We start from the raw sequence: 24,971 nt of genomic DNA on the forward strand, positions 1-24,971 counted from the left end.
AATATGAAAAAAATAAAAATTTCTATACTCGCATGTTCTTTATTTCTGAGTTTAGGCTGTGAGAAAGTATTAGAAGAACATCCGCAATCGCAAATTGTACCGTCGTTTTTCAATAGTCCCGCTGGGGTCCTTGGAGGTATCGCTGGTGTATACAATGAGATTCGTGGCCAATGGGGTACCGAAGGCTTTTCATCTGAAATGCAAGCCGGTACAGATGAATTTATCCAAGGTGCCAGTAGCGGTGGAGGACCAGTTCACACTTTTAACGGTTTGAATGCTACCAATTTTGGATCAGCTTGGGCAACATCTTTTACAAGTATCAATACGCTAAATGGTGTTTTGAAATTTGGTCAAAACATAGAAATGCCTGAGGCAACAAAGAAGCAATACCTAGCTCAAGCAAAATTTCTAAGGGCATTTTGGTATTTTTATTTAGTACAAACATGGGGTGATGTTCCTTTGCATACTGAATTTATCACGGTACCCTCACAAAGTGCAAAAAGAGACCCAGCAGCAGAGGTTTATAAGTTAATAATTCAGGACTTGACTGAGGCTGCAGCGGCATTGCCTGATAAACCAACAGCTCCCTTCCTGGGAAAAGCGGCTACTAAATCTACAGCTTTATTTTTCTTGTCAAAAGCATATTTGACTCGTGGATGGTTAACCAACTCTCAAGCAGATTTTGCTGAGGCAGCTAAAATTTCGACTGATATTATAGCCAACAAAGGTGCTTACGGCTTGGATTTGTGGCAGGATTTCGGTGATGCTTTTGTGCCTGCAAACGACAATGGCAAAGAAACTATGTTTGTCAGTGACCATTCTAGTGATCCAAAATTTGGATATTATAGTGTGGGTGGTGGAGCAAGTGGTGGAGCTGCTCAAAACTTGACTCCTTGGTTCACGAATTGGAACTACCCCAACAATAGCGGTATCAATTCTTTTATAAATGCATCAGGTGTTTTGGTAAATTCGGGTACTTCAGGCATGATTCGTGACTCATATTATGGTCGTCCCTATCAACGTATTCGTCCTAATAGTGTGAAGCAAACTTCGGGTGAGAATGTTGGAAAGAATTATTTTCTTGACCAGGCTTTTGTAAAAAGAGACATAGATTCTCGTTATGCCAATACATTTTATTCAGTTTATATCGCCAACACTACTGTGAATAACAGTGCAACATCGAGTAATAACAAACGAGGTATTGCTTATACGTTGCAAATAGGAGTTGATACTTCTGTTTGGCTACCAGATTACGAAGTTCCAGGTGCTCCCCAGTTTGTAGGTTCCAGACCATTCAAAGGAATTGTAGCCCCTCCAAGCCTTTGGAAGGCCGATTTGTATCCTGCAATTAAGAAATTTATGGATCCAAGCCGTGGAAGTAATTTCAATGACCCGTCTACTCGTCCTGTGGTTATAACTCGTTTTGCAGAAGTGTATTTAGTAGGAGCGGAGGCGTATCTACAAGCGGGAGACAAAGTAAAAGCGGCAGAACTTTTAAATGTTTTACGCCAAAGAGCGGCTTATCGTAAAACCAACACTGCAGCTCAAAACACAGCAGCTGCGGAGGCTATGAAAATTACTGCAAATGACGTAACTGTTGATTTTATTCTTGACGAAAGAAGCCGTGAGCTTTTTGGAGAATGGATGAGATACCAAGACTTGGTACGTACAAAATCACTCGTGAGACGAGTGAAAGCCTGGAATACAGAAGCTGCAGCAAATGTAAAAGATTTTCACGCATTACGTCCAATTCCGCAATCACAAATTGACAGAACTGTAGAAGGACCAAAATTCCCACAGAACCCTGGTTATTGAATTACAAAAATCTAATAGTTTGAGAAATACATAGAATGAAGCCAGTCTAACGTCCACGTTTGATGGACGTTAGATTTTTTTTTACTTTGGAAACTTTAATACGACCAATTATTTTAGTCAGATATATTCATAATAATTATAAATAAAAGCATAGAAAATTAGTTTAAAGTAAACCTTTTATTAGTATATTTATCTTTTGTTTATTAAGAACAATTTTCTCATAAGAAATTCAAAATTGTTTCTTTTTAAAAATAAATGTGTTAAAATGACACATTTTTGTTATGCATATTCACTTTTAAATAGTTAGATTCAATTCTTTAAATTCTTTTCGGATTTTGGCATGAAAAAATTTTCTATTTTACTTTTTATATTAATTGCTCAATTTGGGTATTCTCAAAAAACTCCCCTAAAACTTTGGTATAAGCAACCAGCAGGTAACACCTGGGAAAACGCACTGCCAATTGGAAATGGTCGATTGGGTGCAATGATTTATGGAAATGTAGAAAAGGAAATAATTCAACTCAACGAACACACGGTTTGGAGTGGAAGCCCCAACCGAAACGATAATCCAAAGGCTCTTGAGAATTTAGCCGAAATTAGAAAACTGATTTTTGAAGGCAACCACAAAGAGGCCGAAAAATTGGCCAATCAGGCCATTATCACCAAAACTTCACATGGACAAAAATTTGAACCAGTCGGGAGTCTCAACTTAGTTTTCTATGGACATGAAAACTTCACCAATTATTACCGAGAATTAGACATTGAAAGAGCTATTTCAAAAACAACCTATCAGATTGGCGATGTGGTTTATACCCGTGAAGCAATTGCTTCTTTGGCCGATAGAGTAATTGTAATGAAAATATCTGCCAGCAAAGGCGGAAACGTATCATTCAACGCCAATATTTCCTCTCCACAAAAAAGAAAAACGATTGCCACTACCCCAACCAAAGATTTAACAATTTCGGGTACAACAAGCGACCACGAAAGCGTAAAAGGCATGGTTGAGTATAAGGGAATTGCTCGAATAAAATTAGAAGGTGGAAGCCTTCAATCAACCGATACCTCTTTGATAGTGAAAGGAGCAAATTCTGCTACAATTTTCATTTCAATTGCTACTAATTTTAACAATTATCAAGATTTAAATGGTGACGAAAATAAACGTGCCATCGAATATTTAAACAAAGCCTACTCTAAAACTTACAGTTCGTTACTAAACTCCCACACTATAGCTTATCAAAAATTATTTAATCGAGTAAAATTTGATTTGGGTGAAACCGATGCCGTAAAACTCTCGACTGACGAACGCCTGAGAAATTTCAGAAATACCAACGACCCTCAAATGGTGGCTCTGTACTACCAATTTGGGCGATATTTGCTCATATCATCTTCACAACCAGGTGGACAACCTGCCAATTTGCAAGGAATTTGGAATCATCGTATAAATCCACCGTGGGACAGTAAATATACCATCAACATCAACGCCGAAATGAATTATTGGCCTGCCGAAAAGACCAATCTTTCGGAGCTGCACGAGCCTTTCTTGAAAATGGTGCAAGAACTTTCGGTGACTGGTCAGAAAACTGCTAAAGATATGTACGGTGCAAAAGGCTGGATGGCTCACCACAATACCGATATTTGGCGAGCAACAGGTGCAATTGACGGAGCATTTTGGGGAATGTGGACAGCCGGTGGTGGCTGGGTGAGTCAGCATTTATGGGAACATTATTTATACACTGGCGATAAAGCATTTTTGGCTTTGGCATATCCTGCACTCAAAGGAGCGGCACAATTTTATGCCGATTTTTTGATTCCACACCCACAAAAAAATAATTGGTTAGTCGTAAACCCAGGAAATTCGCCCGAAAATGCTCCTGCAGCACACGATGGTTCTTCGCTTGATGCAGGCGTTACGATGGATAATCAGATAGTTTTCGATGTGTTCAGCAAGGCAATCAGTGCGGCTCAAATACTCAAAAAAGATGTTTCTTTTGTTGATTCTCTCAAAAAATTAAGAGATAAATTGCCACCCATGCACATCGGGCAACACAATCAATTGCAAGAATGGCTCGATGATATAGACGACCCAAAAGACCAACATCGCCATATTTCGCACCTTTATGGACTATATCCATCGAATCAGATTTCGGCTTATCGCACACCCGAACTTTTTGAGGCTTCAAAAAACTCTCTGATTTACCGAGGCGATGTTTCGACAGGTTGGAGTATGGGCTGGAAAGTAAACTGGTGGGCGAAATTGCAAGACGGCAATCATGCTTACAAATTGATTCAAAATCAACTGACACCCATCGGCAACGAGCGTGGTGCGGGCGGTACTTACAATAACCTTTTCGATGCTCACCCACCTTTTCAGATTGATGGAAACTTTGGCTGCACCTCTGGTATTACCGAAATGTTGATGCAGAGCAGTGATGGTGCAGTGCATTTACTTCCTGCCTTACCAGATGTTTGGCCTTCGGGTAAAATTTCGGGTTTGAAAGCTATCGGAGGTTTTGAAATTGTAGAAATGCAATGGAAAGATGCCAAATTGGTGAAATTGGTCGTAAAATCTCATCTCGGAGGAAATCTTAGATTACGTACACCAAATGAATTGAGACAAAATAATGGAGCAAAACTAAAAGAGGCAAATGGCAAAAATGCCAACCCATTTTATAGTTTAGATGAAACAGCCAAACCTGTTGTTTCAGAAAAAGCAACTTTAAAAGCACCAACTTTGGCAGTAACTAAATTGTACGATATTGCCACTCTAAAAGGACAAATTATCACCTTATCTCTATAAAAATTAACGAATTAAACAAAGATTTCAATGTTAAAAACAGTTTCAAAAATTTGTACTATCATAGTATTGGTTTGTTGTGTAAAAATGGCTTCAGCACAAGTAACCCTTACAAACCCCATCTTAACAGGATTTTATCCCGACCCAAGCATCGTTAAAGTAGGTGCAGATTATTATTCTGTACATTCTACTTTCTCCTATTTCCCAGGCTTGCCCATCATGCACAGCCGTGATTTGAAAAACTGGAAACAAATAGGGAATGTAATCACACGTCCATCACAAATGGATTTTATGGGCGAGCGTATGAGCCGTGGGCTTTTTGCTCCTGCCATTACTTATTACAAAGGCATTTATTACGTTACTTGTACCGATATAGACCACGACGGGAATTTTGTGGTTACAGCCACTAACCCAGCCGGCCCGTGGAGCGACCCCGTAAAAATGCCGCAAGTTCGTGGCATCGATCCTTCGATTTATTTCGATGAAGCCACCGATAAAGCTTACGTGGTGTACAACAGTGATGCACCTGATAATAAGCCACTTTACTCTGGCCACCGTACAGTGCAAATTTATGAGTTTGATTACAAAAACTTGAAAACGATTGGCGAGAAAAAGCAATTGATAAACGGGGGTGTAGATATTACTAAAAAACCAGTTTGGATTGAAGGCCCACATATTTTGAAACGGAACGATTGGTATATTTTGTATTGTGCTGAAGGCGGAACTTCGGTGAATCACTCGCAAGTGGCTCTGCGTAGCAAAGATATTTGGGGGCCGTATGTACCTTATGAAGGAAATCCAGTATTAACGCAAAGAGGTTTACCCGCCGACCGCCCAAATCCAATTACTTCGGCTGGACACGCCCAATTTATTGAAGGACCAGACGGTAATTGGTATTCTATTTTCTTGGCCGTCCGCCCATACGAAGGTGATTATTACAATACGGGTCGTGAAATGTTCATTGCTCCGCTTACTTGGGTAAACGATTGGCCAATGATTGAACACGGAGAAAAAGTCATCGAGTATAAATACAAAACCAATATCAAAGAAGTAAAACAGAAAGGTGCATTGCCACAAAATGGCAATTTTGCTTATACCATGAAGTTCGATAAAGGTCTTGACCTTTCGTTAATGCACTTGCGAACAATTGACAAAACTTCATTTAGCACTTCAAAAAAAGATGGTTTAACTTTAAACTTAAAGCCCGAAACAATTTCAGATTTGAGCAATCCATCTTTTGTTGCAAAACGCCAGCAACACATGTATTCAACTGCCGAAACCGAATTGAGTTTTTCGCCAAAAAATGAAAAGGAGAAAGCAGGTTTGGTGATTTATCAAGACGAAAGCCATTATTATTTCTTGGCAAAATCTATTAAAGATGGTAAAGCTCAGGTTGAATTATACAAAAGTGTTCATCGCAAAAAAGATGTAGAATTGATAAATACCCTTGATGTTGGCAATGGAAAATTGAATTTAAAAATAACTTCAAAAGCAGATAAAGTCGATTTCGAGATTTCAGAAAATGGTAAAGACTACAAAATAATTGCCGAAAACTTAGATGGTAAGCACCTTTCTACCAAATTTTCAGGCGGTTTTATTGGAAATGTATATGCTATGTATGCTACTTCAAACGGTGAAAAATCAGACAATAAAGCATCATTTAAGTTTTTAAAATACAGCGGAAACGACCCAGTTTTGAAATGAAAACAATTTTAAATATTTGTTTATTGCTATTGGTAGGTCAGATAGGGTTTGGGCAAGCTATAAACCCAATCATCCATGCCGATGTACCCGATATGTCGATGATTCGGGTGGGCGATACGTATTACATGAGTAGCACCACTATGCACATGAGTCCAGGTTTGCCAATTATGAGTTCAAAAGACCTAGTAAACTGGAAACTTGAAAGCTACTGCTATGATAGATTGGTGGAAAACGATGCCATGAATCTAACGAATGGTCAAAACACCTACGGTCGAGGTTCTTGGGCGAGTTGCATCCGCCATCATAATGGCGAATTTATGGTCAGTACTTTTGCCGCTACATCGGGCAAAACGCATATTTATACATCAAAAAGTATCAAAGGACCTTGGAAAGAAAAATCCTTTGCTCCTGCTTACCACGACCACAGCATCTTATTTGATGACGATGGTAAAACTTACCTCATTTATGGAGCTGGAAAGCTCAAAATTTTAGAACTAAAGCCTGATTTGAGTGGAGTAGTTGATGGAATTGAAGAAAAAGTTTTGATTGAAAATGCTTCTGCGGCTGCCAATGCCCCAATTATGTTACAAGCCGAAGGCTCACAGCTTTTCAAACACAATGGCAAATATTATCTTTTCAATATTGTTTGGCCGCGTGGCGGAATGCGAACTGTCCTTATTCACCGTGCCGACAAAATCACTGGTCCGTGGGAAGGAAAAATTGGCTTGCAAGATTTGGGCGTAGCTCAAGGTGGCTTGATTGACACGCCAGATGGGCGTTGGTTTTCCTATCTTTTCCGTGATAATGGCGGTGTGGGGCGTATTCCTTATTTAGTGCCTGTCGAGTGGAAAAACGGTTGGCCAATTTTGGGCGAAAATGGAAAAGTACCCTTGACCTTGAACTTGCCCGCCAATAAAACTTTGATTCCAAATTTGGTAAATACTGATGAATTTACTCGAAAAAAAGAAGACGCAAAACTGCCCTTAGTTTGGCAATGGAATCATAATCCTGATAATAATCTGTGGTCAATTACTGAACGAAAAGGCTTTCTTCGCTTAAAAACAGGTAGAATCGATACCTCATTCGTATCTGCTAAAAATACTCTTACACAACGTACCATTGGTCCAGAAAGCACTGGTTCGATTGCCCTTGATGTTTCAAAAATGAAAGATGGCGATATTGCGGGCTTGGGTTTACTTCAGAAGAATTATGGTTTTGTAGGTTTGAAAAACGAAAACTGCACAAAATCTATTATCATGGTAAGTACCAAGGGTGGCAAAGCTGTTGAAATTGAGAAAGTTCCAGTTTCTCAAAACACCCTTTACTTCAAAGCTGAATGTAATTTCAAAGACCGAGCAGACGTTGCTAATTTCTTTTATAGTCTTGATGGAAAATCATGGACAAAAATCGGTGAACCTTTGAAAATGCCCTATACGCTACCGCATTTTATGGGGTATAGATTCAGCCTTTTCAATTACGCCACCAAAGAAATCGGTGGCTTTGCAGATTTCGACTATTTCAGAATAGAAGGTAAAATTTCGAAACTTTAATATCATGAAGAAAAAGATACTACTTTCATTTGCTTTATTTCTATTTATTGGAAAAGCTTTCACTCAAGATAAAAAATTCCATATCTATCTCTGCATTGGTCAGTCAAATATGGAAGGTGCGGCACGCATCGAAGCCCAAGATACTGTTAATATCGACAGCCGATTTAAAGTCTTGGAAGCCTTAGATTGCCCAAAAATCGACCGTCAAAAAGGTCAATGGTACACCGCTAAACCGCCTCTCTGTCGTTGCGATACTCGCCTTTCGCCAGCCGATTATTTTGGAAGAACTCTGCTAAAATCTATGAAAAAGAAACAAAAATTGGGCATAGTCCATGTGGCAGTGGCAGGAAGTAAAATTGAGATTTTTGATAAAGTAAATTACAAAGCCTACCTCGATTCTTCGGCCAAAGAAAAGCCTTGGATGATAAATATGGCTAATGCATATGGAGGCAATCCTTATGAAAGATTGATTGAAATGGCCAAAATCGCTCAAAAATCAGGAGTAATTAAAGGTATTTTGCTACATCAAGGAGAATCAAATACGGGTGACAAAACTTGGCCAGCCCAAGTAAAAAAGATTTACGATGATATTTTAGCCGATTTAAACCTAGCCCGGAATTCCATCCCTTTGTTGGCTGGAGAATTAGTGGCTGCTGAGCAAGGCGGCAAATGTGCAAGCCACAATGCCATTATTGCTACGCTTCCACAAAGCATACCAAATGCAGTGGTGGTGTCCTCAAATGGTCTTACAGCCGCCAAAGATGGTTTGCATTTCGACTCAGCAGGTATTCGTGAATTTGGTAAACGTTATGCTGAGGCATTAATGCAATATTCAAAAAAATAGAATAAGTTGTTGTCTTTGTCCTCATAGACAGTGACTTATATTTTTAATTCAACCTTATAATGAAAAGTAAATTCCTATTAATAGCTACCTTTCTCTGCGGATTTTCCGCTTTTTCGCAAGAAAAAATAACCTTGTATCCAAATGGGGTACCAAATTCCAAGCCTTCGAGCGTAACTGAGTCTGGTGCGGAACGTGGCTTATACAAAGGAATCATTCATCCAACCCTCGAATACATCAAGCCCGAAAAACCAAATGGAACGGCAGTTGTGGTAATTGCGGGTGGTGGTTATGGAGTGATTGTTTATAATGGAGAAGGACTCGGAACGGCCAAAAGTTTGGCTGAAAAAGGAATTTCTGCATTTGTGTTGAAATATCGTTTGCCAAGCGATGAAATCATGCAGGATAAGAAAATCGGACCATTGCAAGATGTGCAGCAGTCTATTAAATACTTGCGTGAAAATGCTGAAAAATATGGAATCGATAAAAACAAAATCGGGGTAATGGGCTTTAATGCGGGCGGGCATTTAGCAAGTACAGCCGCAACACATTTTGAAAAATCATACATCGAAAATCCTCAAAATACCAATCTTCGCCCTGATTTTCAGATTCTCGTTTACCCAGTGATTACGATGCAAGATGCACTTACGCACGGAGGTTCTCGTGATGCCTTGATTGGCAAAACACCTTCGCAAGAAGACAAAGATTTGTTTTCAAATGAATTACAGGTAAAAGCCAACACGCCTATCACTTGGCTCACTCACGCTGCCGACGATAAAGTGGTAGATGTGGACAATAGTATACATTATTTTGAAAAACTGCGTAAAAACAAAGTCGAAGTAGAAATGCACGTTTTCCCGAAAGGAGACCACGGATTTATCTTCCGCCAAAAAGGTTGGATGAACCCACTTTTTGATTGGATGGAAAGGAATAATTTGATTAAATAAAAAAGATATGAAAAGGACGGTTCAATTAATTTTTTTCATTTTGGTTACAGGCTTATTTAGCTTTGCACAAACCGTAAAAACTCAATATGGCTTGGTACAAGGTACTACCGAGAATGGCCTGCAAGTGTACAAAGGTATTCCCTTTGCTGCCCCGCCTGTTGGAGATTTTCGTTGGAAAGCACCTCAGCCAGCAGCCAAATGGGAAGGCATAAAACTTGCCAACAAATTTGGGTCTTCACCATATCAAGGCGGAAATCCACCTTCGGGAAAAAGCGAAGATTGTCTGTATTTGAACGTGTGGAGTCCCGAAAAAAAAGCTGAAGAAAAGCTACCCGTTATGGTATGGATTTATGGTGGCGGATTTGCCTTTGGGTCCACTTCAGAAGCCGTTTATTCGGGCGAAAAATTGGCAGCAAAAGGTGTAGTTTATGTTTCTATACCTTACCGTGTAGGTCAATTGGGATTTTTGGCTCACCCCGAACTCAGTGCCGAAACTATTCAAAAAACTTCAGGAAATTACGGTTTGTTAGATATGATTGCAGGACTTGAATGGGTAAAAAACAATATTGTAGCATTTGGAGGAGACCCTAATAAAGTTACCATTTTTGGGGAGTCGGCAGGTGGTATTGCCGTAAGCATGCTATGTGCCTCGCCTTTGGCCAAAGGACTTTTTCATGGTGCTATCTCACAAAGTGGAGGCTCCTTTGGACCAAACAGAATCACTACTTATCCAGGCGAAAATATGAAGTTATTGTCTTTGGCAGAAAGCCAAGGCGTAGAATTCATGCAAAAAGCAGGTGCAAAATCTCTCGCTGAAATGAGAGCGATTCCTGCTGAAAAACTACCAGGTGGATTTGGACAGCCCGGCGGCTGGCCTATTGTAGATGGCTATGTAATTCCTGACGACCAATATAAGCTATACGAACAAGGGAAATACAACAAAACTGCAATTTTGGTGGGCTATAATTCAGACGAAGGCTTAAGTTTTAGTCCACCAAAAACCCCGAAAGACTACATTGATGGGGTGAATAAACGTTATGGAAAATTTGCCGATGAATTGATAAAAGCTTACCCAGTTGGTGAAAATAATGTACCCAAAACTGCCCGTGACTTAGCTCGTGATGCAGCTTTTGGTTGGCAAACTTGGGCTTGGGCAAATCTTCAAGCCAAAACCAGTAAAGCCAAAGTTTATTACTATTATTTTGACCAACACCCCGACTTTCCCGAAGGTTCTCCGCAGCATGGCCAAGGTACACCGCATGGGCATGATGTAGGTTTTGTGTTTGGCCATACCGACCCAAAAAGCCGTTTAAAAACAGATACCGACGAAAGTATTTCAGAAGCTATGATGAGTTATTGGACAAATTTTGCAAAATATGGCAATCCAAATGGTTCAAATTTGCCAGTTTGGAAAGAATATACCAAGAAAAATCATGCTGTAATGCACCTTAAACAAAGCCCAAAAATGGGAACAGTCCCAAGCGAAGAATCTTTGAAAGTTTTGGATAAATATTTTGAATGGCGAAGAACTGCCGAAGGTAAAGAATGGGCAAAATAAAATATTTCGAATAATTTGATTTAATAATTTATATGAAAAAAGGGTTCTTGATTGTTATATTTTCATGCTTTACATTTTGTTTTTCGTTTGCACAAAATGAAACTCCAAAGCCAGTTTTGCCAATACCTACCGAAAATCAACTGCATTGGCAGCAAATGGAGTATTACGGCTTTATTCATTACTCCGTAAATACTTATACGGATGAGGCTTGGGGTTTTGGAAACGAAGACCCTAAAATATTTAATCCCGATAAATTAGATGTGAGACAATGGGCACGCATCTGCAAAGAAGCAGGTATGAAAGGGGTAATTTTCACGGCAAAACACCACAGTGGTTTTTGTTTGTGGCCTTCAAAATACACCGATTATTCCGTGAAAAATGCTCCTTGGAAAAATGGGCAAGGCGATATGGTGAAGGAATTGGCCGATGCCTGTAAAGAATTCGGGCTAAAATTTGGCGTTTATCTTTCCCCTTGGGACAGAAATCACCCCGACTACGGCAAACCCGAATATATCACATATTTCAGAAATCAATTGACTGAACTTTTGACCAATTATGGTGAAATTTTTGAAGTTTGGTTTGACGGTGCCAATGGCGGAAATGGTTATTATGGGGGAGCGAATGAAAACCGCAAAATAGATGCAAAAACCTATTATGACTGGCAAAATACTTACAAATTGGTTCGTAAACTTCAACCCAATATTGTGATTTGGAATGACGGCGGCGACCGTGCGGATTTACGTTGGGTCGGTACAGAGTCGGGTTATGTCGGCGAAACCAACTGGAGTTTGTTGAATGCCACAGGTGATGTGCCAGAAGATATGCTTAGACATGGTGTAGAAAATGGTAATGCTTGGGTGCCTGGTGAGGTAAATACTTCTATTCGTCCAGAATGGTTTTATCATCCCAAAGAGGACAAAAAAGTAAAAACGCTGCCTCAATTGATGGATACATACTACAATTCTGTAGGTAGAAACGGTACGCTTTTGCTAAATTTCCCAATTATGCCAAATGGTTTGATTCATGAAACAGACGAAAAAAATGTGCTGGATTTTGCGAAGGCAAGAAAAGAAGCTTTCGGGAAAAATTTATTAAAAAATACAAAAATTCAAGCCAGCAATGTACGGTCTAAAAGCAGCCAGTTTTCTGCCCAAAAAGCTATTGATAATGACGCAAAAACTTATTGGGCCACAGATGATGGTCTTACAAGTGGCTCATTAACGATAATTTTTACAAAGCCAACTTCTTTCAATCGTTTTTTGGTACAAGAACCCATTCAGTTGGGTCAGCGAGTAAAAGCTTTCACTTTGGAAGCCAATATTAATGGAAAATGGCAAAAAATAGCCATAGAAACCACCATTGGGTACAAACGAATTTTAAGATTTAAAACTATTATAGCAACCAAAATCAGGCTAAATATTACGGATGCAAAAGCATGCCCGCTAATAAATAATATGGAGGTTTACCAAGCTCCTATAATTTTAAGGCCTCCAATGATCAGTCGTAACCAAAATGGTGATGTTCACATCTCAAAAACCGATGCGGAATCTGAAGTGTTTTATACATTAGATGGTTCACTTCCAACCTCAAAATCATTCAAATACACAGCTGCTGTACCTTCTAATTTGGGCAAACTTACTGTAAAAGCCATTTCATTTAATCCTCAAAATAAATTATCGAGTGCGGTAGCTGAGGTATCTTTTGACATCGCTCGTAAAAATTGGACTATCGTTGCTGAGCAAGATAAAAATGCCTTGAAGGTTTTGGATGGAAACGAATATACTTCTTGGCAAAAATATAAAGCACCTACCGAACTAACCATCGATTTGGGTAAAGTGGAAAATTTAGTAGGATTTCGTTACCTCTCAGACCAAAATTGGTGGGCAGATGCCAGTATAATTTCACATTATCAGTTTTTTGTGTCAGACGATGGCAGCATTTGGAAGCTGATGAGCGAGGGCGAATTTTCCAATATCAAAAACAATCCAACTTGGCAAATCAAAAGTTTTGAGCAAACCAAAGCACGATTTATTAAACTGAAAGCCTTGAAAAACATTAAAGAAAACTCAAATTCTGGTTATGCCGAAATCGATATTTTAACAAAATAATTCAACCTAAATACTCTAAAATATGAAAAAACAAATTTTACTTATAGTGACACTTTTGGTTTGTTTGGTACATTTTGCAATTTCACAGCCACCTCGTGGACCATTTGTTATTTCGCCAAAGGTAAATCCCGACAAAACGGTAACTTTCTCGTATTTGGCACCAAATGCTACTACTGTTTTGTTGGGAGGTGGGCAATTTGGAGCGGTAGATGTACCCATGACGAAGAATACCGAGGGTGTATGGTCAGTAACTTTCGGGCCAATAAAGCCAGATATTTATCCCTATAGTTTTAAAGTTGATGGTGTAACTGTAATGGATCCAGCCAATGTGGCTTTCTTCCCAAATGAACGATTTAAAGGGAGTTTGGTAGAAATCCCATCAGATGTTCCTGCTATTTATGCCTTGAAAAATGTTCCGCACGGTACGGTTTCTTATGATTATTATCCATCTGTCGAGGGTTCCACGGGTACGTTAGTGGTCTATACGCCACCCGGTTATACCAAAGATAAGTCAAAAAAATATCCCGTTTATTACCTGATTAGCGGCACTACAGATACGGAAGAAACTTTCTGGAAAGTAGGCAAAACCAATCTTATTTTAGATAATATGATTTCGGAAGGCATTGCCAAGCCGATGATTGTGGTGATGCCTTATGGCAATCCGATGGCTAAAATTGCAGAACAAACAGGCAAAGACAAGCCTGCTGATGTTATGAGCAGGGATGGAGAAGATGCACTTCGGAGAATGAAAATGTTTGAAATAGACCTCATTAGGCATATCATTCCTTTTACTGAGAAAAATTATCGCACAATTGCTAATCGGGACAATCGTGCCATTGGTGGTTTTTCACGTGGAGGCGGTCAAACACTCAGAACTGCATTCAACAACGTAGATAAATTTGCTTATGTATGTAGTTATGCCTCATATATTTCTCCTGCTGAAATGGACAAAAGCTTTACTAATATCACTGCAAATCCTGCCAAAACCAACAAAGATTTTAAACTCCTTTTTTCAGGAATCGGCAGGGAAGATTTCCTATACAAAGGCACTTTGGAATGGGAAAATTATTTAAAAGAAAAGAAAATCAATTTCAAAAGCTATGTTACAGACGGCGGCCATACGTGGATGAATGTGAAAAAATACATGAACGAAACACTGCCTATTCTTTTTAAATAATTGAAATTCAACAAGATAATGAAGAAATGTTTAATGATTTTTGCGGTAATGTTTTCGGCAATGGATGTAATTGCCCAACGCCCACCCGCTATCAGTTCGCCTGATGTGCAAGCTGATAATAGTATTATTTTTCGATATTTTTCTAGAAATGCCAAAGAGGTAAAACTTTCGGGTGAATTTTTGAAAGAACCTATTACCCTAACGAAAGACACATCTGGCATTTGGAGTGTAACAGTGCCACCCGTCACGCCCGATATTTATCCGTATAATTTTACGGTTGACGGTGTAGGAGTGGCTGATCCGAATAATACGCATATTTTTGCCAATGAGCGTTTCAAACGAAGTATAGTGGAAGTAAAAGGCAACAAGCCGCTGGTTCACAGCCTTCAAAAGGTGCCGCATGGTAAGGTTACATATCAGTATTATGATTCAAAAGCACTGAATACTACTCGTCAGTTATTGGTTTATACACCACCAAATTTTGATGCCAGCGGTAAAACGAAATATCCAGTTTTGTATTTGATTCACGGAGGCTCAGACACCGAAGAAACTTGGACCAAAGTGGGCAAAGCAAATCTGATTGCTGATAATTTGATTGCTTTAGGCAAAGCAAAACCGATGATTATCGTGATGCCTTATGGCAATGTTCGTCCAGCACCCATGCCCGATTTTACAAAAGATGTAATCAATGATGTGATTCCATTTATTGAGTTAAATTACCCTGTTAAATCAGGTTCAGAAAACCGTGCCGTAGCAGGTTTTTCGGTGGGCGGTGGTCAAACTTTGAATATCGGCTTGACAAATACTGATAAATTTGGCTACATCTGCTCCTATGCACCTTACACTGCCACCGAAGAATTTAAGAAAAACTTCACGGATTGGTCACCTGATGCCGAAAAAATCAACAAACAAGTCAAATTATTCACCATCAGCGTGGGTACAGACGACTTTTTGTATGAAAGTGTAAAACAAAATATTGCGATGTTCAACGAAAAGAAAATTAAAGTGAATCCACTCATTGTCTCAGGCGGCCATACTTGGATGAACTGTAAGTTATTTTTGGCAACGTCCCTCCAAGAAATTTTTAAATAGTATTCAAAATAATTATTCAACCTCATAATAAATGAAAAATACACTCAAAAAAATTGCTCTTTTCACTGCCTTATCAAGCAGTATTTGCTTTGCTCAATCTACTTCCATTGTTGAAGACTTTAAGCCTTCATCCTACAACCAACCGCAGCAAGAATACCCTCAAGTAAATTCCCAAGGCTATGTAAGATTTAAAATCATAGCTCCTGCTGCCGATAGTGTTAGAGTAAGTTTAGGTCTTGGAGGAAAAGGAGGCACTAAACTAGCTAAAACAGAAGATGGCTCTTGGATGGCCACTACTGATGGGCCTATGGATGAAGGATTTCACTATTACAATGTGAAAATTGATGGCGGAAAATTTAATGACCCAGGGGCATTGAATTTTTATGGCTCAACTCGTTGGGAAAGTGGCATAGAAATTCCAGCCCATGATCAAGATTTTTATGCACTCAATAACGTGCCTCACGGCCATGTTCAGCAAGTGCTTTTTCCTTCTCCTAGCACCAATACCTCACGAAGAGCCTTTGTATACACTCCACCTGGGTACGAAAAAGGCAAGGGTAAGTACCCAGTTTTGTACCTTCAACACGGTTGGGGCGAGGATGAAACCGCATGGATGAACCAAGGGAAAGCCAATTTAATTATGGACAATATGATTGCCGAAGGGAAAGTAAAACCTTTCATTATAGTAAATACTTATGGTATGACAAATGAAGTGAAATTTGGTAAAATAAGAGAATTCAAAATTGAGCCTTTTCAAACAGTGTTGGTTGATGAGCTTATTCCTTATGTGGATAACCATTTTCGCACAATTGCCAAATCATCAGATAGAGCTATGGCTGGCCTAAGTATGGGAGGCATGGAAACTAAAACCATAACCCTCAATAAACCAGACGTTTTTGCGTATTATGGATTGCTAAGTGGTGGCACCTATGCACCTGAGGAAATCAAAGACAAATCGAAAGTAAAAATGATATTTTTGAGTGCAGGAAGCAAAGAAAGACCCGAGAGAATCTTGGATGCCACTGCGAAATTGAAAGATGCTGGTTTCAATGCCGTTTCGTATGTTTCGGACAAAACTGGCCACGAATTTCTGACTTGGAGACGCAGTTTGCTGGAAATGGCTCCTTTGCTTTTTAAATAATTATCTAAAAAATTAACATTTATGAAAAATCTTATATTAACATTCTTGATTTTGTGCAGTTTCATGTCTTTAGCACAAAAAATGGAAAAAGAAATGCCCAAAGGCTATGAACAAGAAAAAATGGGTATCGCAAAAGGCAAAATTGATACCGTACTTTATGATTCAAAAACCGTAGGAAATAAGCGTAAAACCTTGGTTTACACACCACCAGGTTTTGATAAAAAGAAAAAATATCCTGTATTTTATTTGTTACATGGAATTGGTGGCGACCATTTGGAATGGTTTAAAGGGGCAAGTCCACAAAATATCTTGGATAACCTTTATGCCGAAGGTAAATTACAGCCGATGATCGTAGTTATGCCAAACGGACGTGCCATGAAAGACGACCGCTCGGTAGGAAATATTTTTGATAAAGATAAGGTGGAGGCGTTTGCAACTTTTGAAAAAGACTTGCTGAATGACCTTATTCCATTTATTGATAAAAAATATCCAACCCTGACCGATAAAGACAATCGTGCCATTGCTGGTCTTTCAATGGGTGGTGGTCAGTCCTTGAATTTTGGTTTAGGAAATTTGGATAAATTTTCGTGGGTAGGAGGCTTTTCTTCCGCTCCAAATACCAAAGTTCCTAAAGATTTAATGCCAAATCCTGAAGAGGCTAAAAATAAATTAAGACTACTCTTTATTTCGTGTGGGGATGCCGATGGTTTAATCACATTCAGCAAGCGTACACACGATTATATGTTTGAAAACGATGTGCCGCATATTTATTATTTAGAAGCAGGCGGCCACGATTTTAAAGTTTGGAAAAACGGTTTGTACATGTTCTCACAGTTTTTGTTCAAGCCAGTTGATACTACTTCATTGGAGCAATATACGGTTTTGGGAACACCAGCCACAACCAATATCCGCAATGTTAAATACCCTCAAATTTTACCAGACAATCGTGTAGTTTTCAAAGTTAAAGCCCCTAATGCCCAGAAAGTTCAGATTGATTTGGGTAAAAAATACGACATGGAGAAAGACACCAGCGGATTCTGGAATGTAACCACCGAAGTAATAAGCCGAGGCTTTCATTATTATTCATTAATCATTGACGGTGTGGCTTTGGCAGATCCAGCCAGCGAGACTTTTTACGGTATGGGTCGCCAAGCCAGTGGCATCGAAATTCCCTACAAAGAAGGTGGTTTTTATGCTTTGAAAGACGTGCCTCATGGCGATATTCGTATAAAAAAATACTATTCAAAAGTAACCAACTCTTGGCGTGAGGCGTATATTTATACGCCACCAGGCTACGATAACTCTACCGAAAAATATCCAGCCGTTTATCTTCTTCATGGTGGTGGCGAAGACCAACGTGGTTGGGCTACTCAAGGCAAAACGGACTTGATTTTAGACAATCTTATTGCCGAAAAGAAAGCCAAACCAATGGTAATTGTGATGATGGATGGTAATTTTCAAGGTGGCGGTGGCCCCGCAGGATTTGGCCTACAACAGCTCAATCAGTTTGAAAATGAGCTAAAAAATGCACTAATTCCATTCGTAGAGGCAAATTATAAAGTCTCTAACGAGGCCAAAAATCGTGCTCTGGCAGGTCTTTCGATGGGAGGTTTGCAAACTTTGCATGCAGGTGTTCGCAATTCTGATTTATTCAATTACCTCGGTGTTTTCAGTTCGGGTTGGTGGGCAAATAATGCCAAACTATCTGACCCACAATACGAATTCATGAAAACCAATAAAGAAAAAATCAATGCCAATATCAAAGAATTTTGGATTTCGCAAGGTGGCAAAGAGGATATTGCTCACGCAAATTGCCAAATTATGATGAAAAAAATGGACGAAATGGGAATTAAATACCAATATAGCGAATATGCTGGCGGACACACTTGGCCAGTTTGGCGACATGATATTTACGAGTTTGCTCAGTTAATCTTTAAATAAAAGACAACTTATTTCTAATTCAAGAAATTTATAAATATGATTAATTTTCAAAACATTATCACAAGTGAAGACCAACTTCGAACAACTTTAGGTTATCCAAATGAAATTGTGACACGAAAAACAATCAATTATATCGACGAGCATTGTCGAAACTTTATTGAAAATTCTCCATTCATTACCATCGCAACATCAGATTTGCATGGGAATTTTGATGTTTCGCCTAAAGGTGATCCAGCAGGCTTTGTAAAAATTTTGGATGATAAAACTTTAGCAATTCCCGATAGACCTGGAAACGCAAAAGCAGATACTTTGACCAATATCATTAAAAATCCGAATGTAGGATTGATTTTTTTGATTCCTGGGGTTAGAGAAACTTTAAGAGTGAATGGCGAGGCTTTAATTGTAACTGATGAAAGTGTTTTAGAACTTTTAATTTGTGACGGCAAAAAGCCTTCATTTGCCATTATTGTGAAAATGAAAGAGGCATTTATGCACTGTGCCAAATGTATGATTAGGTCAAAGTTGTGGCAAAATGCTGAAACTTTAAAAGTAAGACCTATTGCGTCTTTGGCAAAAGCATTGGTAGATCACGGAAAACTCGAAATTTCTGTTCAAGAATTAGACGGTAGGATAAAAAATGATGAACAGACTAATTTGTATTGAGTCCACTGATTCAAAATATATGGTAAAATTAAATCTAATCATGAATAGAAAACGCAATTCATTACTTTCAGTTTTGGCATTTGCCATTATGTTTAGTTTACTAAGTAACTTAAATACTGCTAGTGGGCAACCGCCAGGTTTTCAAAGACCTCCTTTGCCACCAATTCCAATAAAAGGGGATACAACACATACTTTGAGTAGGCATTTTTCAAATGCCACTAGCGTAAAAATACCTCCATTTTCAAATGGTTTTATTCATAGGTGGTTGGTGTTGGAACCTATCAAAAAAGACATAGCACGAAATAATATTTTCACGGATAATTATTTGCGAAGTGAGTTTAAGAATAACAATTTCTCCGAAGATTATTTAGTGATGCCTAAGGCTGGTGAAATGGTAAAAGTGGGTAATCAAGACCTCAAATGGTACGCTCTGGATAGTAAAACCTTTAATTTTAATTTGTTTAATTTTTCTTATGACATCAACAAACCGAAGTATGGATTACTTTTTTGGTTGGTTACAGTAATTGACTGTAAAGAAGAAATAGAGAATGTTAGAATGACAGCTGGTTGTAATTCTGGAGGGATGTTTTGGCTCAATGGTCAAGAAGTACTTATGCTTTCTGGTGACAGAGATATGATAGTTGACAATGTGGCTTCACCATTAATTACCTTAAAAAAGGGAAAAAACATTATTAGAGGAGCGGTAATTAATGGCCCTGGGATGGCCAATTTTTGCCTTCGTTTTATTGATGAAAAAGGCAAGGCTGTTAGGAATATCAGTATCAGCCAAGATTAAAGTCTAATCCAAATTTTAACAAAGAAATGAAATTTAAAATAATTGCTTTTTTATCAGTAACACTCGCAAATACTGTATTGGGTCAAGTTGGCAAACCTTTCATTCATGACCCTTCAACCATTGTAGAATGTGAGGGCAAATTCTACACCTTCGGAACAGGAGGAGGAGGGTTAATATCAGAAGATGGATGGACATGGTATGGAGGAGCTGTAAGACCAGGTGGGGGTGCTGCTCCTGATGCTATAAAAATAGGTAATCGTTATTTGGTGGTATATGGTGCAACAGGAGGAAGTCCCACGCACAAGGGTATCATATATACCATGTGGAACAAGACATTGGATCCAAAATCGCCCGACTTTAAGTATTCTGAACCCATAATAGTGGCTACTTCAGATGGCTATGAAGAAAACGATGCCATAGATCCAGGTATAATGTTAGACCCTACAAACGGTCGACTATGGATGGCCTATGGCACTTATTATGGATTCACTCGCATCATAGAGTTAGATCCCAAAACAGGCAAAATCAAAGATGGAAATAAGCCAATTGATGTGGCCATAGTGTGCGAGGCAGCCGATTTGATTTATCGAGATGGTTGGTATTATTTGCTTGCCACACACGGCAGTTGTTGTGATGGTGCAAACTCAACCTACAATGTGGTGGTGGGGCGTTCTAAAAAAGTAACTGGCCCTTATATGGATAATGTTGGTAGAAGCATGCTGGAAGGCGGCGGTAAAATGGTGGTGGCGACACGTGGTAAACTCATAGGTCCTGGGCATTTTGGAAGAGTAATTCTTGAAAAAGGTGTCGAAAAAATGTCAATTCATTACGAGGCAGATTTAGATCAAGGTGGTCGCAGTGTATTGGGCATTCTTCCTATAGTTTGGAAAGATGGCTGGCCAGTGGCCGGTGAAAAATTCAAAGAAGGAACTTATGAAATAGAATCGGTAAGAAGAGGATATGGATTAGAACTGGCCGTAGATTTTAGCAGAATGCCGGTTGCCCAACGAGGATTTGGTCAAACCAATACCGAACCTATCAAACCAGTGCCAGCTCAAGAATTAGCAGAAGTAATCAAAAATTGGCCAACAGGTAACATTAATGTACGTATTGGCGATTACATGTATCGACCGCACCAAAAATGGACCATTACAGATGCTCCAGATTCTACAGGATATTTGGGTGGCCCTTATTATAAAATTGTGTTAGAAGGAACCGAAAGGGCATTAGCAGCCACATCAAATTCTGAAGTAATTACTGTACCCAACTTTACAGGTAGCCCAGAACAATTATGGCGAATAGACCAGCTAACTGATGGCTCTTACAGGATTATGCCCAAGGTAGTTCCAAATTCAAACAAAAAATTAGCATTGGTTTCATCAGGAGATAGCACACCTTCGCTGGCCGAATTTGACTTTGAAAGCGATAATTCTAAATGGAATTTCAGGATGCATTAAAAGTTCTTAGGGAACATAAATTAGAATCTTTAAATTAATTTCCAATCAAAAATAATTAGATTCGTTTCTGCCAATTATTTTCATTCAATTAATTAAAAATAATAAAGAAAAGCACCTAAAATAGGTGCTTTCTATTAACAAAGGTATTTGTTAGTTATAGTACTAGCAAATCCTTTTCCACCTTATACCCCTGGCTTGAAACCAAAAGTTACCTAATATCTCAAATATTTAATTTTTCTAAATCTTTTTTCTAAATGTAGAACAGCACTTCTATTCCCAATTTGAATTTTATTTCCTTCAATTTGAATATAATCATCTGTGTAGGAATTAATATAATGGATATTTACAGCGTACTGTTCAGAAATTCGAACAATCGAATCACCCATAATACTTGTCAAGCCAACAATTGATTTTGGAGAATTATATTGATTACTTTTGGTGAAAATTTTGCATCCGACAACTTTGGTTTTAAAATAAATTATTTCTTCGAAATAAACCCTTTCAGTTTTTCCAGAAATTGACTTTAAGAAAAAGTAATCTCCTGCTTTTTTATTTAGTTTTAAATAAAAAAACTTCACAATATTATCATGCAATTTATTTAGTTCATAGGAGAGAAAATGTATATCTGAATATTTCTTATGTTTAAAAGTGCCAAAATTCTTATGAAATTCAAATTCTTGATAATCAAATGTATAGAACAGGATAGGAATGCCGTAAAATAACTTTTTGTTTAATATAGAATCTATTGTTATTCGACCATTAATTGTTGTATTTGAAACAATCAAATCGATATTTTCAATCAGAAAAATATCATTTGCAATCCTAAGCGAACTAGCAATATAACTTTCAGAAATTCCATGAGCAGATAAGTATTTTTCTATAATGCTATACTGCCATTTCTCGTTTTCATTACAGATTATCAGTATTTTAGGTTGCATGATTCAATAAAAAAGTAATGTGTCCCAAAAAATATTATGCTTTAGAATAAAAATATTCTATTTTTTGTGAATAAAAATATTATAAAAATATAGACATTTTAGGGTACAAAAAACTGCCATTAGGCAGAATTAAATAAACTTGAATATTAATTCAATGAAACTTAGATTTGTTTAATTGAAACTATGATTTACCTTACACAACTTTCTTTTTTGATTTTTACATTTCTAAGTGTTTGTTTAAAACGCGGTAAATCGAAGTTTGGCTTTAATTAGATTTGTTATGTCAAAACATTGGGAAGATTATTGTGCATAGAAATTATAATCTCATGAAGGTGTACGATTTGTTGAAGGTTTAAACTAATTAGCGAAAAGAACAAGTTTGGTAAAAGAACGCCTTCAGAGACATAACTATTAACCATTTTATACATTAATTCAAGTTGGCAACTCTGCAATGAATTACAAATTATATGTTACCCTAAGAGGTAATGAATCTCTTTCAACAAGTTTTTCAAACTTATCCTTTGCCGAAACAATTCAATGATAGAAACAAGAATTACTCACATGCGGCTACATGTCGCTTTCAAACAACAGTTGTTCAAGAATATTTAAGGGCCTAACTTAGGAATTTTCAAAAATTACTTCTTTTGAGCAAAAAGCATGTATCGAGTCATTTTTCGTAATCATGGAAAGTTTTATTTGTCAGAGATTTGAAGGTTAAACTATGAGAGATTTTTAAATTAATTATGTCCAGTTGGAAAAAAAATATAACATCGAACGAAATCATGGAGGGTTAGCCTATAAAACTTCAAAAATAGTCCACAAATCAATAGGTAACAGTATAGGTAGGAAATGTAAACTAATCGTCTTATCTAATTAATTGCTTTTAAGTTTACTTTATAATTTAAAGCTACATGAATATGACCTTCTAACTGAGCCCATTAGCCGTATTGTTTTTAATCATTTCACTCGGAGAAATAATAAAATTTCCATTCTTGAAAACAGTAATTAATCTATAATGAATTCTATTAAAAGGTCTATATTTATCTTTAAATTGAAAATGGGTTTTGCCTTTTTTCATAATTTGGCCGATATTAATATAGCGGCCATCACCTCGTGAAATTTGAATTAAGAAATAATCGATAGATGTATTCTTTTTTATCTCCCATTCAAGGATATAACATTTCGAAGAATATTGACTTATTTTCGGAGTTATGAATTCGTTTGAATTAATAACCTTTTTGGACATTAATGAAAATGAAACCAAAAAGGCAGCGAGAAATAAATATAATTTTAAATTAATAAGAAAAAGTCTACTGTTTGACATAACTGAAATTATTTTACATTTCCAAAAACGACCTTCAAACCTAAAAATCTAATGATTTTGGAAGTAATAAATGAGATATAAATATGGTTTGGAATTTAGATTGATTAATTCTTATATTTTAAAACTATTATTAATATGACTGAGCTTATGCGGTTTTTTTAATTTGAATATTTTCTTTTTACATCAAGCTGATAAATAAATTTGATAATAAACCAATCTTATTATCATAGCTTAATCACTGAAATGCTTAGATATAAATTTTGGCAAATGTATGGTGCCGTTATATCATAGTCAAGAATTCAAGTTTTAAGATATATGTAATCAATAAATACTGGATTGAAATTCATTAAATGTTTAATGAAATAAGAAATGGCGTTAATAAATTTTCAAAAATTTGCCATTCATTCAATTGGGTTTGATTTTCCAACCCATCAATTACAGAAAAAACTTCACCGTAGTTAATTTATTGCTATCGAAATTTCATTTTATAAAAAAACTATAATTTTTTTGTTCTTCAACTTAGCTATATTTTAATCCATAAAATAGATTTTTAGAAACCTGAAAATTTTATTATTAGGAAGATCCAATAGTTAAGAATTTAACTTATAAAACCTATCAATAAGCTCAATGATTGAAAAATTTCGTTTATGTGATTTGATCTAAAAAGCTAATTAAATTTCATCTTTGTTTAGGACAATTAATAATAAAGGCATAAATTAATTGTGTGGATTCATCCGATTATTATGTAATGTTATTTAGTTTAAAATTTGATTTTTTCTCAAAAAAAATATTAGTAGACTCTTTTTTTTAATTGATAAAGAGTTTTTATTTTTAAATTGGTTAGACTAATAACCGATTTCATTTTAATTAATTTGATGTTCATTTAATACTGCGTAAGTGTGCTTTTTTTTTATCTATCCTACCATTAGTTTTGTTGCGTAGTTACGAATTCATATGACTTTTTTTTATAAAGCTATATCCAAAAAATAGACAAATTTGTCTTCTAAAAAATATTAAACATATAAGCGATTCACTCGTGTAAATTTAAGACAGCACCTTATGATAAGGTGCTATTCTTTTTTTTGCAGATTGATCTGTTATCTTAATAATTAACTAAATATTTAA

Annotated in this window: 16 protein-coding genes; 15 read left to right on the forward strand and 1 reads right to left on the reverse strand. The window is 37.2% G+C overall.

What is annotated here, in order from left to right:
- Nucleotides 1–3 precede the first annotated feature (3 nt).
- The 15 genes from EGI24_RS10210 (at nucleotide 4) to EGI24_RS10280 (ending at nucleotide 21,584) form a co-directional block, all read left to right on the forward strand.
- A complete protein-coding gene (locus tag EGI24_RS10210) occupies nucleotides 4–1,815 on the forward strand; it encodes a RagB/SusD family nutrient uptake outer membrane protein (RefSeq protein ID WP_255048279.1) in 1,812 nt (603 codons plus the stop codon).
- Between the two features lie 340 nt (nucleotides 1,816–2,155).
- Nucleotides 2,156–4,612, forward strand: a complete 2,457-nt coding sequence (locus EGI24_RS10215) for a glycosyl hydrolase family 95 catalytic domain-containing protein (protein WP_255048280.1) — start codon at nucleotides 2,156–2,158, stop codon at nucleotides 4,610–4,612.
- Nucleotides 4,613–4,639: 27 nt separating this feature from the next.
- A complete protein-coding gene (locus EGI24_RS10220; protein ID WP_255048281.1) occupies nucleotides 4,640–6,313 on the forward strand; it encodes a glycoside hydrolase family 43 protein in 1,674 nt (557 codons plus the stop codon).
- Nucleotides 6,310–7,863, forward strand: a complete 1,554-nt coding sequence (locus tag EGI24_RS10225; RefSeq protein WP_255048282.1) for a glycoside hydrolase 43 family protein — start codon at nucleotides 6,310–6,312, stop codon at nucleotides 7,861–7,863. The genes EGI24_RS10220 and EGI24_RS10225 overlap by 4 nt, the downstream gene beginning before the upstream one ends.
- A 4-nt stretch (nucleotides 7,864–7,867) precedes the next feature.
- Nucleotides 7,868–8,707: a sialate O-acetylesterase gene (locus EGI24_RS10230; protein WP_255048283.1), complete on the forward strand. Its 840-nt coding sequence runs from the start codon at nucleotides 7,868–7,870 to the stop codon at nucleotides 8,705–8,707.
- 59 nt (nucleotides 8,708–8,766) lie between these two features.
- Nucleotides 8,767–9,651 (forward strand): alpha/beta hydrolase, encoded by an 885-nt coding sequence (locus EGI24_RS10235; protein ID WP_255048284.1) that lies wholly within the window; start codon nucleotides 8,767–8,769, stop codon nucleotides 9,649–9,651.
- A gap of 7 nt (nucleotides 9,652–9,658) precedes the next feature.
- The gene (locus EGI24_RS10240; RefSeq protein ID WP_255048285.1) at nucleotides 9,659–11,209 is read left to right on the forward strand and encodes a carboxylesterase/lipase family protein; all 1,551 of its coding nucleotides are present in this window, start codon (nucleotides 9,659–9,661) and stop codon (nucleotides 11,207–11,209) included.
- A gap of 32 nt (nucleotides 11,210–11,241) precedes the next feature.
- Nucleotides 11,242–13,317, forward strand: a complete 2,076-nt coding sequence (locus tag EGI24_RS10245; RefSeq protein ID WP_310586079.1) for an alpha-L-fucosidase — start codon at nucleotides 11,242–11,244, stop codon at nucleotides 13,315–13,317.
- Nucleotides 13,318–13,339: 22 nt separating this feature from the next.
- Complete coding sequence (locus EGI24_RS10250; RefSeq protein ID WP_255048286.1) at nucleotides 13,340–14,494, forward strand: esterase; 1,155 nt, start codon at nucleotides 13,340–13,342, stop codon at nucleotides 14,492–14,494.
- An 18-nt stretch (nucleotides 14,495–14,512) separates the two neighbouring features.
- Nucleotides 14,513–15,586, forward strand: coding sequence for an esterase (locus EGI24_RS10255; protein WP_255048287.1), 1,074 nt, complete (start codon nucleotides 14,513–14,515; stop codon nucleotides 15,584–15,586).
- A 31-nt stretch (nucleotides 15,587–15,617) separates the two neighbouring features.
- A complete protein-coding gene (locus EGI24_RS10260; protein WP_255048288.1) occupies nucleotides 15,618–16,727 on the forward strand; it encodes an alpha/beta hydrolase-fold protein in 1,110 nt (369 codons plus the stop codon).
- A gap of 21 nt (nucleotides 16,728–16,748) precedes the next feature.
- Nucleotides 16,749–18,668, forward strand: a complete 1,920-nt coding sequence (locus tag EGI24_RS10265) for an alpha/beta hydrolase-fold protein (RefSeq protein ID WP_255048289.1) — start codon at nucleotides 16,749–16,751, stop codon at nucleotides 18,666–18,668.
- A 36-nt stretch (nucleotides 18,669–18,704) separates the two neighbouring features.
- Nucleotides 18,705–19,331, forward strand: coding sequence for an MSMEG_1061 family FMN-dependent PPOX-type flavoprotein (locus EGI24_RS10270; protein WP_255048290.1), 627 nt, complete (start codon nucleotides 18,705–18,707; stop codon nucleotides 19,329–19,331).
- A complete protein-coding gene (locus tag EGI24_RS10275; protein WP_310586080.1) occupies nucleotides 19,306–20,127 on the forward strand; it encodes an acetylxylan esterase in 822 nt (273 codons plus the stop codon). Before EGI24_RS10270 ends, EGI24_RS10275 begins: the two co-directional genes overlap by 26 nt.
- A gap of 26 nt (nucleotides 20,128–20,153) precedes the next feature.
- Complete coding sequence (locus tag EGI24_RS10280) at nucleotides 20,154–21,584, forward strand: family 43 glycosylhydrolase (protein WP_255048291.1); 1,431 nt, start codon at nucleotides 20,154–20,156, stop codon at nucleotides 21,582–21,584.
- A 212-nt stretch (nucleotides 21,585–21,796) separates the two neighbouring features.
- Here EGI24_RS10280 and EGI24_RS10285 read toward each other — a convergent pair whose 3' ends face one another.
- Nucleotides 21,797–22,522 (reverse strand): LytTR family transcriptional regulator DNA-binding domain-containing protein, encoded by a 726-nt coding sequence (locus EGI24_RS10285; protein ID WP_255048292.1) that lies wholly within the window; start codon nucleotides 22,520–22,522, stop codon nucleotides 21,797–21,799.
- Nucleotides 22,523–24,971: the final 2,449 nt, after the last annotated feature.

The sequence above is a fragment of the Lacihabitans sp. CS3-21 genome, assembly GCF_024343675.1.
Classification (GTDB): domain Bacteria; phylum Bacteroidota; class Bacteroidia; order Cytophagales; family Spirosomataceae; genus Leadbetterella.